At 58.5% G+C, this 13,606-nt stretch carries 11 protein-coding genes, 1 tRNA gene and 1 riboswitch; of the genes, 5 read left to right on the top strand and 7 right to left on the bottom strand.

All coding sequences use genetic code 11. The features are described from left to right. Positions 1-127: 127 nt before the first annotated feature. On the bottom strand, positions 128-1,642 hold the full coding sequence (locus tag DXB44_RS03390) for an IMP dehydrogenase (protein WP_118657735.1): 1,515 nt from the start codon (positions 1,640-1,642) through the stop codon (positions 128-130). Between the two features lie 616 nt (positions 1,643-2,258). On the opposite strand from DXB44_RS03390, the gene DXB44_RS03395 reads away from it, so the two are divergent. From DXB44_RS03395 to DXB44_RS03410, 4 genes are all read left to right on the top strand, one after another. Continuing rightward, complete coding sequence (locus DXB44_RS03395) at positions 2,259-3,059, top strand: aspartate dehydrogenase domain-containing protein (protein ID WP_118657736.1); 801 nt, start codon at positions 2,259-2,261, stop codon at positions 3,057-3,059. A gap of 18 nt (positions 3,060-3,077) precedes the next feature. After that, positions 3,078-3,974: an NAD(P)-dependent oxidoreductase gene (locus tag DXB44_RS03400; RefSeq protein ID WP_118657737.1), complete on the top strand. Its 897-nt coding sequence runs from the start codon at positions 3,078-3,080 to the stop codon at positions 3,972-3,974. Between the two features lie 60 nt (positions 3,975-4,034). Continuing rightward, a riboswitch (TPP riboswitch) is annotated at positions 4,035-4,143 on the top strand. A gap of 55 nt (positions 4,144-4,198) precedes the next feature. Further along, positions 4,199-4,999, top strand: coding sequence for a bifunctional hydroxymethylpyrimidine kinase/phosphomethylpyrimidine kinase (gene thiD / locus DXB44_RS03405; protein WP_118657738.1), 801 nt, complete (start codon positions 4,199-4,201; stop codon positions 4,997-4,999). Continuing rightward, positions 4,992-5,669 (top strand): TENA/THI-4 family protein, encoded by a 678-nt coding sequence (locus DXB44_RS03410; RefSeq protein WP_118657739.1) that lies wholly within the window; start codon positions 4,992-4,994, stop codon positions 5,667-5,669. Before thiD ends, DXB44_RS03410 begins: the two co-directional genes overlap by 8 nt. Before the next feature lie 61 nt (positions 5,670-5,730). On the opposite strand, the gene DXB44_RS03415 is transcribed toward DXB44_RS03410, so the two are convergent. The 4 genes from DXB44_RS03415 to DXB44_RS03430 form a co-directional block, all read right to left on the bottom strand. Further along, the gene (locus DXB44_RS03415; RefSeq protein WP_118657740.1) at positions 5,731-7,149 is read right to left on the bottom strand and encodes an amino acid decarboxylase; all 1,419 of its coding nucleotides are present in this window, start codon (positions 7,147-7,149) and stop codon (positions 5,731-5,733) included. After that, on the bottom strand, positions 7,146-8,597 hold the full coding sequence (gene scfB / locus DXB44_RS03420) for a thioether cross-link-forming SCIFF peptide maturase (RefSeq protein WP_044960665.1): 1,452 nt from the start codon (positions 8,595-8,597) through the stop codon (positions 7,146-7,148). The genes DXB44_RS03415 and scfB overlap by 4 nt, the downstream gene beginning before the upstream one ends. Positions 8,598-8,664: 67 nt before the next feature. Next, on the bottom strand, positions 8,665-8,811 hold the full coding sequence (gene scfA / locus DXB44_RS03425) for a six-cysteine ranthipeptide SCIFF (RefSeq protein WP_005926683.1): 147 nt from the start codon (positions 8,809-8,811) through the stop codon (positions 8,665-8,667). Between the two features lie 120 nt (positions 8,812-8,931). After that, positions 8,932-9,219: a hypothetical protein gene (locus DXB44_RS03430; RefSeq protein ID WP_015538363.1), complete on the bottom strand. Its 288-nt coding sequence runs from the start codon at positions 9,217-9,219 to the stop codon at positions 8,932-8,934. 228 nt (positions 9,220-9,447) lie between these two features. Here DXB44_RS03430 and DXB44_RS03435 point away from each other — a divergent pair. Next, positions 9,448-9,521: transfer RNA gene (locus DXB44_RS03435), tRNA-Gln, on the top strand. Positions 9,522-9,655: 134 nt separating this feature from the next. Here DXB44_RS03435 and DXB44_RS03440 read toward each other — a convergent pair. Next, positions 9,656-11,416, bottom strand: a complete 1,761-nt coding sequence (locus DXB44_RS03440) for a bifunctional UDP-sugar hydrolase/5'-nucleotidase (RefSeq protein ID WP_118657741.1) — start codon at positions 11,414-11,416, stop codon at positions 9,656-9,658. 288 nt (positions 11,417-11,704) lie between these two features. Next, positions 11,705-13,477, bottom strand: a complete 1,773-nt coding sequence (locus DXB44_RS03445) for an oleate hydratase (RefSeq protein ID WP_118657742.1) — start codon at positions 13,475-13,477, stop codon at positions 11,705-11,707. Positions 13,478-13,606 lie beyond the last annotated feature (129 nt).

A 13,606-nucleotide genomic window follows, 5' to 3' on the forward strand; every position in this document is an offset into this window, starting at 1 on the left:
CAGAGCGTTTCTACCATGATAGCACGATTTCCCTGCCTGTGCAAGTATTTTTGTGCAAAAAGAAACCGCTGCACAAACGCTGTGCAGCGGTCTCTGTGTTCAAAGGAATCGCTTGCTCAGAACAGGCTTAGCCGTTCATGATGCTGGGGGTGGCGTTCTTCAGCACAACGTCGTGGCTGCCGCCCTCCACGATGGAGGTGGAGGAAACAACGGTCAGCTTGGCCTTCTGCTGCAGCTCGGGGATGGACAGAGCGCCGCAGTTGCACATGGTGCTCTTCACCTTGTACAGGGTGGTCTGCACGCCGTCCGCCAGAGGACCGGCGTAAGGCACATAGCTGTCCACGCCCTCCTCAAAGCTCAGCTTGGTGGAGCCGCCCAGATCGTAGCGCTGCCAGTTGCGGGCACGGTTGGAGCCTTCGCCCCAGTACTCCTTCATATACTGGCCGTTGATGCGCACCTTGTTCGTGGGGCTCTCGTCAAAGCGGGCAAAGTAACGGCCCAGCATCACAAAGTCTGCGCCCATAGCCAGAGCGAGGGTGATGTGGTAGTCGTGGACGATGCCGCCGTCGGAGCAGATGGGCACATAGATGCCGGTCTCCTTGTAGTACTCGTCACGAGCCTTGGCAACCTCGATGACAGCGGTAGCCTGACCGCGACCGATGCCCTTGGTCTCACGGGTGATGCAGATGGAGCCGCCGCCGATACCGATCTTCACGAAGTCTGCGCCAGCCTCAGCGAGGAAGCGGAAGCCCTCGGCGTCCACCACGTTACCGGCACCCACCTTGACGGTGTCGCCGTAGTGCTCGCGGATCCAGCCGATAGTACGGCTCTGCCACTCGGAGTAGCCCTCGGAGGAGTCGATGCACAGCACATCCACACCGGCCTCTACCAGTGCGGGCACGCGCTGGGCGTAGTCGCGGGTGTTGATACCGGCGCCTACAACGTAGCTCTTGTTCTTATCCAGCAGCTCGTTGACGTTGGCCTTGTGGGAATCGTAGTCCTTGCGGAATACCATATACACCAGATTGCCCTCGGCATCCACCAGCGGCAGTGTGTTGATCTTGTTGTCCCAGATGATGTTGTTGCAGTCGTGCAGAGAGGTGTTGGCCGGAGCGGTGACCAGCTTTTCAACGGGGGTCATAAAAGTGGTAACGCAGGCGTCGTCCGGGGTGTGGTTGATGCGGTAATCGCGGGAAGCCACGATGCCCAGCAGCTTGCCGCCCGGAGTGCCGTCGGCAGTGATGGCGATGGTGGAGTGACCGGTGCGTGCCTTCAGCTCCAGCACATCATGCAGGGTGGCGGTGGGAGCCAGATTGGAATCGGACACCACATAGCCGGCCTTGAAGCTCTTGACGCGGCGCACCATGGCAGCCTCGTTCTCGATGCTCTGAGAGCCATAGATAAAGGAAACGCCGCCCTGACGAGCCAGTGCAATGGCCAGCTTATCGCCGGAGACCGACTGCATGATGGCGCTGATCATGGGGATATTCATCTGCAGCGGGCACTCCTCCTGCCCCTTGCGGTACTTGACCAGCGGGGTCTTCAGGCTGACCGCCGTGGGCACATTCTCCGCAGAGGAATAGCCGGGGACCAGCAGGTACTCGCCAAAGGTGCGGGAGGGTTCTTCGTAGAAATAAGCCATAATCAAACTCCTTTTCTCTTAACGCATCCGATATAAATCAGCATCAAAATCATTCATGTTTGCTGCCTATAAATTGATTGTATATACTTTACCACAAAGCCTGCAAGAATACAAACCCCTGCCGCGCCAAACTTTATAATTGTCCTTTGCGGAAAAACAGACAAATTGCCAAGCGTTTTCGGGCATTGGTCATACTTTGATTTTTGAAGTATCACTTTTGCAGGTAAAACAGGGCTTGCAGAATGCAAAAAAGCTCGTCCGAAACACCGGACGAGCCCTTTTGCACACGAAGCGGGACACTGCCTGTGCGGCGCATGGATCATAGCTGTGAAGGAGAACAGCCGGAGGAGGAGGATCCGCGCCCAGTATCCCAAAAACAAGAAGAAAAAGATTTCACACACAGCCTTGGGGCTTTGCCCTTGCTGTAACCATATTGTAACTCTTTTGAAACCATTTTGCAATAGGGTTTTGTAATTTATTTGTAATTTATTTTGTTAACTTTTTATGTCCTGCCCCGCCGGGCTGCCGCAAACATCATTTTCCTTTTTGTACCCGATATGGTATACTAACTATGAATATGCTGCCACAGGCAGAAAAAAGGAGTTTAGGATACGGTATGAAAACAAAATTGGGTATTGTGGGCTGCGGTTTTCTGGGCAACATCGTGGCCGACGCGTGGAAGAAGGGTCTGCTGCCGGACTACGAGCTGGTGGGCGTGACCAGCCGCACCCGCGCCTCGGCTGAAAAGACCGCCGCCAATGTCGGCTGCGCCGTCTGTGCGGACGTGGACGCGCTGCTGGCGCTTGAACCGGAGTACATCGTGGAGGCTGCCTCGGTGGAGTCGGTACGCGCCATGGCCATCCCCGTGCTGAAGCGGGGCGTGAATCTGGTCATTCTGTCCATCGGTGCCTTTGCGGATCTGGATTTCTACGCACAGGTCAAGGCTGCCGCCGTGGAGGGCGGCGCCAAGGTGCATCTGGCCAGCGGTGCCATCGGCGGCTTTGATGTGCTGCAGACCGTCACCCTGATGGCACAGGCGCAGGGCCTGCCGGAGACCGCCGGCATCGAGACCCATACCGGTGCAAAGGGCTTCCGCAACACCCCGGTGTGGGCAGAGCATCTGCTGACCGACACCGAAAAGACCACCGTGTTCACCGGCAACGCAAAGCAGGCCATTGCCACCTTCCCCCGCCGGGTGAACGTGGCTGTGGCTACCTCTCTGGCCACCACCGGCCCCGAGATCACCGGCGTGACCATGCACTCCGTTCCCGGCTGGGTGGGCGATGACCACTGCATCACCGCCGAGATCGAGGGCGTGAAGGCTGTGGTGGACATCTGCTCCTCCACCAGCGCCATTGCAGGCTGGAGCGCCGTCTCTCTGCTGCGCAATCTGTCCTCGCCCGTCTGCTTCTACTAATATAAGGAGGAGTCCGTCATGTTTGAAAAGCTTGTTGCCATTGAGCCGGTCAGTCTGATTCCCTCTGCCGAGGAGGAGCTGCACCGCTACGCCAAAGAGGTGGTGCTGTACCGTGACGTGCCCGGCAGTGACGCCGAAATGGTGCGCCGCATCGGAGACGCCGATGCCGTGCTGCTGAGCTACACCTCCCGCATGGGCAAGGAAGTCATTGCACAGTGCCCCAACATCCGCTATATCGGCATGTGCTGCAGCCTGTACTCTGAGGAGAGCGCCAACGTGGATATCGCCTACGCACGCACCCGGGGCATCAAGGTGCTGGGCATCCGGGATTACGGCGACCGCGGCGTTGTAGAGTATGTTCTGCACGAGCTGACCGGCCTGCTGCACGGCTTTGGAATGCCTATGCTGCGGGACGAGCCGGTGGAGATCACCGGCCTGAAGGTGGGCATCGTGGGGCTGGGCGTTTCCGGTCGGATGATCGCCGACGCGCTGCAATTTATGGGCGCAGAGATCAGCTACTTTGCCCGCAGCGCAAAGCCGGACGCCGAGGCTGCCGGTATGACCTTCAAGCCCCTGCCCCAGCTGCTGGCAGACAGCGAAGTGGTGTTCACCTGCCTGAACAAGAATGTACTGCTGCTGGGCGAAAACGAGTTTGCCCAGCTGGGTGCAGGTAAGGTGCTGTTCAACACCTCCATCGGCCCCGGCTTCGACTCCGCTGCACTGGAAAAGTGGCTCGACCTGCCCGGCACCCGCTTCTTCTGCGACACCCGCGCCGCCGCAGGCCCCGTGGCCGAGGACTTCTTTGCCCGGGAAAACGTGCGCTGTGCCAATGTGTCCGCAGGCCGCACCAAGCAAGCCTTCGTTCTGCTGAGCAAAAAGGTGCTGGACAACATCCGCACCGCACTGGGCGAGTAAGCAGTGCGTTTTTGCGCAGCCTGTTTTTCTTGCATCTTTTCCCCGATTGTGGTATGCTTTCTATTATAAAAAGGGAGCCCGCGCAAAGCGGGCTGAGAGTGGGTTGTACTGCCCTGACCTGTGACCTGATTTGGATCATGCCAACGTAGGGAGATAGCGCTTTTATCTGCGGATATGTCTTTGCGGGCATATCCGCATTTTTGCTGCAAAGGAGCATTTTATCCATGAAAACTGCATTGACCATTGCCGGCAGTGATTCCAGCGGCGGCGCCGGGATCCAGGCCGATATCAAGACCATGACCGCCAACGGCGTGTTTGCCATGAGCGCCATTACCGCCCTGACGGCACAGAACACCACCGGTGTGACCGCCATTTTTGACACCACGCCGCAGTTTCTGGCGCAGCAGCTCGACGCTGTATTTACCGACATCTACCCGGATGCGGTAAAGATCGGCATGGTATCCTCTGCCCCGCTCATCGACACCATTGCCGAGCGGCTGCACTTTTACGGCGCAAAGCATATCGTGGTGGACCCTGTGATGGTGGCCACCTCCGGCGCAAAGCTGCTGCAGGACGATGCCGTGCAGGCGCTGACCGCAAAGCTGCTGCCGCTGGCTGAGGTGCTTACCCCCAACATCCCGGAGGCCGAGATCTTGTCCGGCATGACCATTGCAAACGCTGCCGACATGGAAGCCGCTGCCCGTACCATCAGCGAGCGCTACGGCTGCGCCGTGCTGTGCAAGGGCGGCCACCAGATCAACGATGCTGACGACCTTTTGTGGCGCGGCGGCACCGGCAAGTGGTTCAAGGGCAAGCGCATTGCAAACCCCAACACCCACGGCACCGGCTGCACCCTGTCCAGCGCCATCGCTTCCAATCTGGCCAAGGGGTACGACCTCGACACCGCCGTGGAGCGCGCCAAGGCCTACATTTCCGGCTGTCTGTCCGCCATGCTGGATTTAGGGCACGGCTCCGGGCCCATGGATCATACCTTCAACCTGAAGGGAGATTTTGTCCGTGACTGACCTGCCCTTCGTTTCGGCGCTGGTGCAGGCAGACCTGCCTGTGTGGGAGCAGTGCTTACAGACCGAGTTTCTGCAAAAGATGGAAAACGGCACCCTGAGCGAGGACTGCTTTAAAAGCTACCTTGTGGAGGACAGCCTGTATCTGCGGGAGTACGCCAAAATTTTTGCGTGGGGCATGACCAAGGCCACCACCATGGCTGCCATGCGCACCTACTATTCCCTGCTGTCCTTTGTGCAGGAGAACGAGGACCTGACCCGGCTGCGGTATCTGGAGCAGTACGGTCTGCGGGAAGCTGATATCCAGTCCCTGCCCCTGCGCCCGGAGAACCGCGCCTATCTGGACTGCATGATCGATGCTGCCCGCACCGGCGAAGGGGAAGCTGAGTGCCTGATGGCCTGCCTGCCCTGTATGCTGAGTTACGGGTGGCTATTCCAGAAGCTTTTGCAGCGCTCCCCCGCCGTAAAGGACACCTACTACGGCGCGCTGGTGCTGGACTACGCCGGCCCCGGCTATGATGCCGCCTGCCGCGCATGGGCAGAGCGCGCCGAGGTGGCCTGCACCGGCCTTTCGCCGGAGCGCGCCGCTCGCTGCCGCGCAATCTTCCGCGCCTGCTCGGAGCACGAGCTGCACTTCTGGGAGATGTGCGCCACACCCCGGACGGATATTTAAGAATAAATATAGAGAACCCGGAAGGTCCGCAGACCTTCCGGGTTCTCTTCTTATAAAATCTTTATCGCAGCACCGAGAGTTCCTCGATGCCGTAGTGCTGCATCAGGGCAATAGCCGCCGGGGTGATCTCCTCGCCGCTGACCGCCACAGGAATGGCGGGCGGGCAGGACACCGTAGGCATGGCACACACCCGTCCCAGTGCCTTGTGCACCGGAACGCGCACCTGTGCGCCCAGCACCGCCTGCCGGATGGTGCAGCGCTGCACCGCCTGTTGCTGCAAGGCGGCAAACTCCCCTGCCCGGTTCTCTGGGCGGGGCAGCCCGGCAGGCACAGCAGCCAGAAGCTGTTCCAGCGCGGTTTGCAGGCGTTCAAAGTCCTGCGACGGGTTCTCCGGGGTGAACATCAGCACCACATAACGCGGGTCTGCATACTCGCACTCCAGCTGTGCGCGGTGCAAAGCATCTGCCAGCGCTGTGCCAGTGCAGCCAAGGGCAGCGGCGTCCAGCGTAAGCTTCATCGGCTCCTGCTGCGCCCCGGCAACTGCCAGCGGCACCGGGCACTGCCGTACCGCTGCGGTCTTGTTCAGGCTGCGGCGCAGACTTTCCAGCGCGGCGCAGCACTGTGCCAGCCGCTGGGGGTAGTCCCCTGCCAGCACCGCGTTGCAGGCATCCAGCGACTGCAAAATGAGGTAAGAGGGGCTGGTAGAGCCGAACAGTGCCAGCGCCCCCCGCACGGCGGCTTCGTCCTGCACAGGGGCATCGTGCGCCAGATGCAGATACGCGCCGCCGGTGACCACCGGCAGGGTCTTGTGGGCAGAGTCGCAGCACATCGCCGCGCCCTGCGCGATGGGGTGGCAGTTTTGCGGCAGAAAGCGCAGGTAGGCCCCGTGGGCGTTATCCACCAGCAAAGGCACGCCCTGCATCCGGCAGACAGCGGCCAGCGCCGGGATGTCCTGCATCCCGCCCAGATAATCCGGGCTGGTGACGTACACACCAAAGGGGCTTATCCCCTGCTGCGTCAGCGCGTGCAAAGCCTCGGCCAGCGTTTCGGCTGTGACTGGGCAGCTGCACAGTGCACCCTCTGCCTGCGCAGACGGCCAAAGCCAGCGGATATCAAAATCCAGCAGCGCCGCCGCGTAGAGCAGCGCCTTGTGGGCGTTGCGGGCAGCCAGCAGCACCGGGCGCCTGCCGTTTTGCGGTACGCCTTGCAGCGCCAGAAACAGCATGGCGCGGATGCACTGAGACGAGCCCTCGGTGCTGTAATAGCTGTGCGCCGTGCCGAACAGCCGGGTGGCGTTGGCTTCGCTTTCGGCAATAATGCCCTCCGGCGCGTAAAGCTCGTCCGCACCGCAGATCTCGGTGATATCCAGCGGCTCAAAGCCTAAAAGGCTCTGCCCCTTGTGGCCGGGCATGTGCAGCCGAGCGGTGCCGGACTGTGCATAGCTGCGCACAAAATCCACGATGGGGGTGGTCACGCTCATTCGCAGGCTTCGCCGTCAGCGCAGGCGTTGCAGGTAGAGCCCAGCTCAATGGGCACCTCAATGCCCTTGGCTGCCAGTTCCTGATTCTCGGCTACCTTGATCATGATGGCGCACTCCATGCGCTTTTTGAACAGCTCACAGCCGTACTCGTACACGCCGGTAATGCTGCCGGTGGCATGGTAGGAGTTGGCAGCGCAGCCGCCGGAGCAGTACAGCTTTGCCCAGCAGTCCTGACACTCCTTGCGGGCGTAGGCGTTGCAGTGCTTGAACTCATCCCGCACGGCGGTGTTGGTAACGCCCTTCCAGATATCGCCCAGCAGGTACTTGGGGTCGCCCACGAACTGGTGGCAGGGGTACAGATCGCCCCAGGGGGTAACCGCCATGTACTCGGTGCCGGAGCCGCAGCCGGAGATGCGCTTATAGATGCAGGGACCGCCGGTCAGGTCGATCATGTAGTGGTAGAAGGTAAAACCTCTGCCCTCGCGGTCGCGCTTGATCATCTCCTTGGCAAGGATCTCGTACTGCTCCTTCAGGATGGGCAGATCCGCCTCAGTCAGGGCGCTGGGATCGCTGGGGTCACATACCACCGGCTCCATGCTCAGCTCGGTAAAGCCAAGGTCTGCCATGTGGAAGATATCGTTGGTGAAGTCGGTGTTAAAGTGGGTATAGGTGCCGCGCATATAGTAGTTCTTGTCGCCGCGCTTTTTCACGAACTCCTGGAACTTGGGCACGATGCGGTCGTAGCTGCCGTTGCCTGCACAGTCCACGCGGAAACGATCGTTGACCTCCTTACGGCCGTCCAGACTCAGCACTACGTTGTGGCACTCCTTGTTGCAGAAGTCGATGACATCATCATCGATCAGCACACCGTTGGTGGTCATGGTAAAGCGGAAGTTCTTGTTATGGATCTTCTCCTGCTCGCGGCAGTAGGCCACCAGCTTTTTGACCATATCAAAGTTCATCAGCGGCTCGCCGCCAAAGAAGTCCACTTCCAGATTGCGGCGGGTGCCGCTGTTCTCGATGAGGAAGTCCATGGCGCGCTTGCCCACCTCAAAGCTCATCAGGGCGCGGTCGCCGTGGTAGCGCCCCTGCGAGGCAAAGCAGTAAGAGCAGCTCAGGTTGCAGCTGTGGGCAACGTGCAGGCACAGTGCCTTTACCACGGTGTTGCGGTTCTTGAAGTCAAAGGCCATGTCCTTATAGACATCCGGGCTCCACAGCTTGCCGTTTTCCTTCAGGCTGGTCACGTCGTCGATGCACTGGCGCAAATCCTCTTCGGTTACATCCGGGCGGCTGCCGTACTTTGCCAGCATGGCGGCAACGATCTCGTCTGCGGTATGCTCCGGGTACATGGCGATGACATCGTAAGCCACCTCGTCCACAACATGCACCGAGCCGCTGCAGGTGTCCAGCACGATGTTATAACCGTTTAATTGATACTGATGTACCATTTTACACTCCATTCCAGATTACACAAAAAAATGCCGCCCGGCAAAGGCGGCATAAGGTTTGCAGAAATTACTTGTTGCTGTTCTCGCACTGCTGGTTAGCCACGCCGCAGGAAGTCTTGCAGGCGGACTGGCAGGAAGTCTGGCACTCGCCGCAGCCACCGGTCTTAACGCTCTTGGTCAGGTCACGAGTAGCAATAGTCTTGATACGCTCCATGATAGAAACCTCTCTAACTCTCAAAAATTTATCGCGCCGGACATAGTTCCGGTACGCTTTTATCTTGTAATAGGATATCACGCAGCGCGCCTTTTGTCAAGATTTTTTCGCTAAGCTCTTTCACCCGCCCATGGGCTGGTAGCGGGTAAGCACCGTATGCAGTCCCAGCTCCCGGGCGCGCGCCAGTAAGTACCGGTAACGGCACAGCAGTGCTTGCCGCTCGTAGATGCGCTGCTCGATGAGGTCGGTATCCACCTCCATGTCAAACATCATCTCGTTGCGCTTCAAACAAAACAGACATTCCTTTAGTTCCTCCTCCAGTTCCGGGTGATAGCGCTCGTGCTCGGTGTCCCGCGGGACGCGGGGTGAAAGCAGGGTCTGGGCGTTTTGTGTGGTTCGTTCCGGCATAGGCATCCTCCTTCTGGTACTTTGCAAGGTTTTGTACCTTCCAGTATAGGCGGTGCGGTGCGCAGAACCTGCCGAAGCGTGGCAGCGCTCCAGCATAGATTATCCGGCGATGCTGCGGCATTTTCCAAAAAAGTACAACTTTTTTCAAAAATATGCTTGACAACTCCGGGCTTTTCCCGTATAATAGCACACGTTGAGCGGCTCACCCCGCAAAACACAACAAAATATTGGGGATTTGCATAGTGGTAGTGCGGTAGACTCTGACTCTACTTGTGGGAGTTCGATTCTCTCATCCCCAACCAGAACAAAGCCATCTGAGGAAGCTCAGGTGGCTTTTCTGTTTGTATGATTCCGCGCGGAAAAAATATTATAGATAGAGCGAACCCGGAAAGTCCTGCGGACTTTCCGGGTTCGCCTTTTCACGGGAAATATAAATTTACAGAATGGTGATGCGGCCTGCGCCGTAGGGCTGCTCGTAGTTGAGCAGGTAGCCGGGATACGCAGCCAGCGGGCTGTTGGCGCTGGACAGGTGCGGCAGACCCGCAGCATCTGCGCCGTCAAAGATCATAGCGTAGGTAGACATCACCAGATAATCCTCGGACACATAGTCCTTGATCAGCTCTGCGCCGTCAAACATGGCAAAGCCGTCGCCCAGATTGCGCAGGGTGTAGTTCATGCCGGCCAGTGCGTAAGTAGCGCCCGGGTCCAGCGGCAGATAGCTGCCGGAAGCCTTATCGTAGATCTTCACGTTCTGCACGCGCGGAGTGCCGGTGGCGCTGCCGATCCAGACGTTCTTCTCGTCAGTCTGCACAGTGTTGGGGATATCGGTGTGGATCTCGTAGGTAGCACCGGCCACCTGCAGGAAGCCGCCGTTCTCCTTGCCGTCCTCGCCTGCAAAGCGGGCTGCAAACTCCAATGCGTCCTGGATCTGCTTACCGGTGACCGACATCAGGCAGGCCACGTTGCCAAAGGGGCTGACCTGCTTGCAGGTCTTGAAGGTCCAGTCGCCTGCGGGCACATCGGCGCGGATGCCGCCGCCGTTCATGATGGCCACGTCACAGTGCAGTTTTTCCACCTCGTTGAAGTAGGTGTAGATGCCGTCAGCCACAAAGTCGCCGAGGTTGGTCTCGGCAGAGCGGATGCGGCGCTTGCCGGTGGCGGGATCAGAGACGTAGAAATCGCTGTCGCCCACAGCGATCTTCTCGCCCAGCATATCGTCCACGGTGTTCACCCAGCTGGTCTGCATGGCGGCGATGCCTGCGTCCATGCCTTCGTGGGTGGGGATGAGCTTGGTGGTGATGGTGCCATCCGCAGCGATGGTCATCTCGCCAACGTTGGCAAAGTAAGAGCCGGTCTGGGTCAGGGTGACAGCCTTGCCGGAGGCATCCTGCACCTGCTTATTCTCCATTACGGTATGGGAGTGGCCGTCGATAAAGGCATCAAAGCCGCTGGTGTGGGCAATGACTTCCTCACTGGTCCACGGAGAGGAAGAGGGGTCTACGCCCAGATGGCCCAGACCGATGACCACATCTGCCAGAAGCTTTGCCTTATCAATGGCCTTCTGCACGGCATCGTAGAGCTTTTTGCCGTCCTCGCCGCCCTGAATATCGTAGATGTACTTGCGCTGTGCCTTATCCATAAAGTAGGCCGGGGTGGACTTGGTAAAGGTCTCGGGGGTGGTCACGCCCACAAAGGCAATGCGTCTGCCGCCGCGCACGAACACCTTGACGGAGGGCAGCACACGCAACGTAGTGCGCAGGTCTACCCAGTTACAGGACAGGTACGGGAAGTCCGCTTCCTTCATGATGGCCTTGGCGCGGTCCATGCCGTAGTCAAACTCGTGGTTGCCGGGGGTGGCGACATCGTAACCGGCAGCATTCATCAGCTTGATGATGGAAGCACCCTCGTCCATGGAGCCGTAGGCGGTGCCCTGCACATGGTCGCCTGCATCCACCAGCAGCACGTCCTTACCGGCGTCCTGATAGCTCTGCTTCAGGTCGGCAATGGCGGCGTAGGTCAGCTTGGGGCTCTGCTTGTCGATGTAGGTATGGACATCGTTGGTGTACAGGATGGTGACGTCAGACTTATCACCAAACCAGCAGGCCGATGCGGCAGGCGCACCGATGGCCATGGATGCAGCGGCAGCGGTCACACCAGCAGCCTTTAAAAAGCTGCGACGGGAAATAAGTTGTTTCACAGGAAAACGACCTCCTTTTATTTTTGGCGTATCGCATTTGGGGCAGGCTCTTCCCTCCTGCCCTTTCAATAGCTCTAGCATAGCACAGAACGCCGCCGCAAACAAGCCAAAATCATTCTTTTGTCACAAATTATTTTCACGTTCCGCTTTATTTTAACATATATTGTCCCATTTTTACACAAATTCCATGCAAAAAAAGACCTCTCCGCGCCCTGTCGCAGAGCAGCGGAGAGGTCTTTTTTAGGGGGTGTTGACCCGTTGCCGGGTCTATCGGAGGAGAGGGAAATATCAGATGGCGTTATACTCCTTGAGGAACTTCTCAAGGTCGGTGCCCTCGATCTTCTTCAAGGCTTCCTTCAGAGCCAGACGCGGGATCAGCGGCAGATCCATGTCGGTGATCTTCTTGCCATCGCGCAGCTTTACGGTGGCATCGATCAGAGCACGCACATCGTAGGTGCTGCCCCAGACCTCAGGCACGCCGCGGTCAATGTTCAGCAGGGTGTACACGGCCTCCATACCGGTGCGCATGGAGTACTCGGTGGTAAAGATGGTGTCGCGGGCGGTCTCGGCAAACTGACCAAGGAAGGCGAAGTTCACCGCACCCTCGGGCACAACATCGGGACGGTCGCCCATGGCACGGGGCATGAAGAAGGCGTCGATATAGGGCATCATCACAGGCACGGTGTTGGCGCTGTGCTCTGCCAGCTCCGCGATCTGATCCTCGGGCACACCGATGTGGTACAGCCACTCCATGCAGATCTCGCGGCCGGTGCAGTCACGCATGGGCTTTTTGACGTAATCGCCGGGCTTATCGCTGAACAGGCCGTACACCCAGACACACAGCTGATTCTTGGGCTGATCCTTGAACTGCTGCTGACGGTTCAGCGTCCAGCTGAGCAGCCAGCTGGAGTCCTTGACGGTAACGATGCCGCCGGTGACGGTATGGCCGCTGAAGGGGTCGCGCTTGCAGATCTTGCGGATATACTGAGGAATCTTGTCGTCCAGCGTGGTGATGGTGGCGCTCTCCCAGTTGCTCAGCTCCGGCTCAGAGCAGAACTTTTCCGGGTGACCGAAGGAGGGATCCTGTGCGGCGATCTTCTTCCACAGATCCCAGCCGTTGCCGGGCTGGATGGTGGGGTCGAAGCCGGTGGCCTTATTCTGTGCACCCACGGTGCAGCTTTCCACGCAGCCGCCGTTGGTGATGAACAGCAGATCGTTCTCGGTCAGGTCGATATTGGAAGTCTCGCCCTCGTGCTCCACGGTGACAGAGCTTGCCAGCTTACGGCCCTTCTGGATGTCGAACTTTACATCGGTGACCTTGGTGTTGTAGTGGAACTGCACGCCAAAGCTTTCCAGATAGCGCACCATGGGCAGGATGATGGACTCGTACTGGTTATAGCGGGTAAAGCGCAGAGCGGTAAAGTCCGGCAGACCGCCAATGTGGTGGATATAGCGCTTGAGGTACAGCTTCATCTCCAGCGCGCTGTGCCAGTTCTCGAAAGCGAACATGGTGCGCCAGTACAGCCAGAAGTTGGAGTTGAGCACCTCGTCATCAAAGAAATCGGTGATCTTTTTATCCTGCAGCTGCTCGTCCGGGGTGAAGAACAGCTTCATGATCTCCATGGCGCCCTTATCGGACAGGCCGAACTTGCCATCAGTGTGGGCATCCTCGCCGCGGTTGACGGTGGCACGGCACAAGGAGAAGTTGGGATCCTCCTTGTTCAGCCAGTAATACTCGTCCAGCACGCTGGCACCCTCGGTCTCCAGAGACGGGATGGAGTGCAGCAGATCCCACATAACTTCGAAGTGGTTGTCCATCTCGCGGCCGCCGCGCATCACATAGCCGATATCGTACTTGTAGCCATCGCAGGCACCGCCGGCCAGTGCGTTCTTTTCAAACACATGGACGTGCTCGCCCTTCATCTGGCCATCGCGCACCAGATAGCAGGCAGCGGTCAGCGCAGCCAGACCGGAGCCGATGATATAAGCGGATTTATGATCCACGCCCTCCGGCTTTTTGGGGTGTGCAAAAGCTTCGTAGTTGCCACTGGAATAGTACATAAAAAAGCCTCCCTGCTTCAAAAATATCTTTTTCACAGCCTTCGTCGTGCTGTTCTTTATGGCAACAGTATACCCCGCAAAGTGAACAGGAACAACAAACAAACTTTGCCCTGTGTATAGATTTTTTAC

The sequence above is a fragment of the Faecalibacterium sp. OM04-11BH genome, from assembly GCF_003482185.1.
Classification (GTDB): Bacteria; Bacillota; Clostridia; order Oscillospirales; family Ruminococcaceae; genus Faecalibacterium; species Faecalibacterium tardum.

Bases quoted from the DNA above. Each gene is read 5' to 3' on its own strand.
- DXB44_RS03390 (WP_118657735.1), bottom strand. From the start codon at position 1,642: ATGGCTTATTTCTACGAAGAACCCTCCCGCACCTTTGGCGAGTACCTG.
- DXB44_RS03395 (WP_118657736.1), top strand. From the start codon at position 2,259: ATGAAAACAAAATTGGGTATTGTGGGCTGCGGTTTTCTGGGCAACATC.
- DXB44_RS03400 (WP_118657737.1), top strand. From the start codon at position 3,078: ATGTTTGAAAAGCTTGTTGCCATTGAGCCGGTCAGTCTGATTCCCTCT.
- thiD (WP_118657738.1), top strand. From the start codon at position 4,199: ATGAAAACTGCATTGACCATTGCCGGCAGTGATTCCAGCGGCGGCGCC.
- DXB44_RS03415 (WP_118657740.1), bottom strand. From the start codon at position 7,149: ATGAGCGTGACCACCCCCATCGTGGATTTTGTGCGCAGCTATGCACAG.
- scfB (WP_044960665.1), bottom strand. From the start codon at position 8,597: ATGGTACATCAGTATCAATTAAACGGTTATAACATCGTGCTGGACACC.
- scfA (WP_005926683.1), bottom strand. From the start codon at position 8,811: ATGGAGCGTATCAAGACTATTGCTACTCGTGACCTGACCAAGAGCGTT.
- DXB44_RS03430 (WP_015538363.1), bottom strand. From the start codon at position 9,219: ATGCCGGAACGAACCACACAAAACGCCCAGACCCTGCTTTCACCCCGC.
- DXB44_RS03445 (WP_118657742.1), bottom strand. From the start codon at position 13,477: ATGTACTATTCCAGTGGCAACTACGAAGCTTTTGCACACCCCAAAAAG.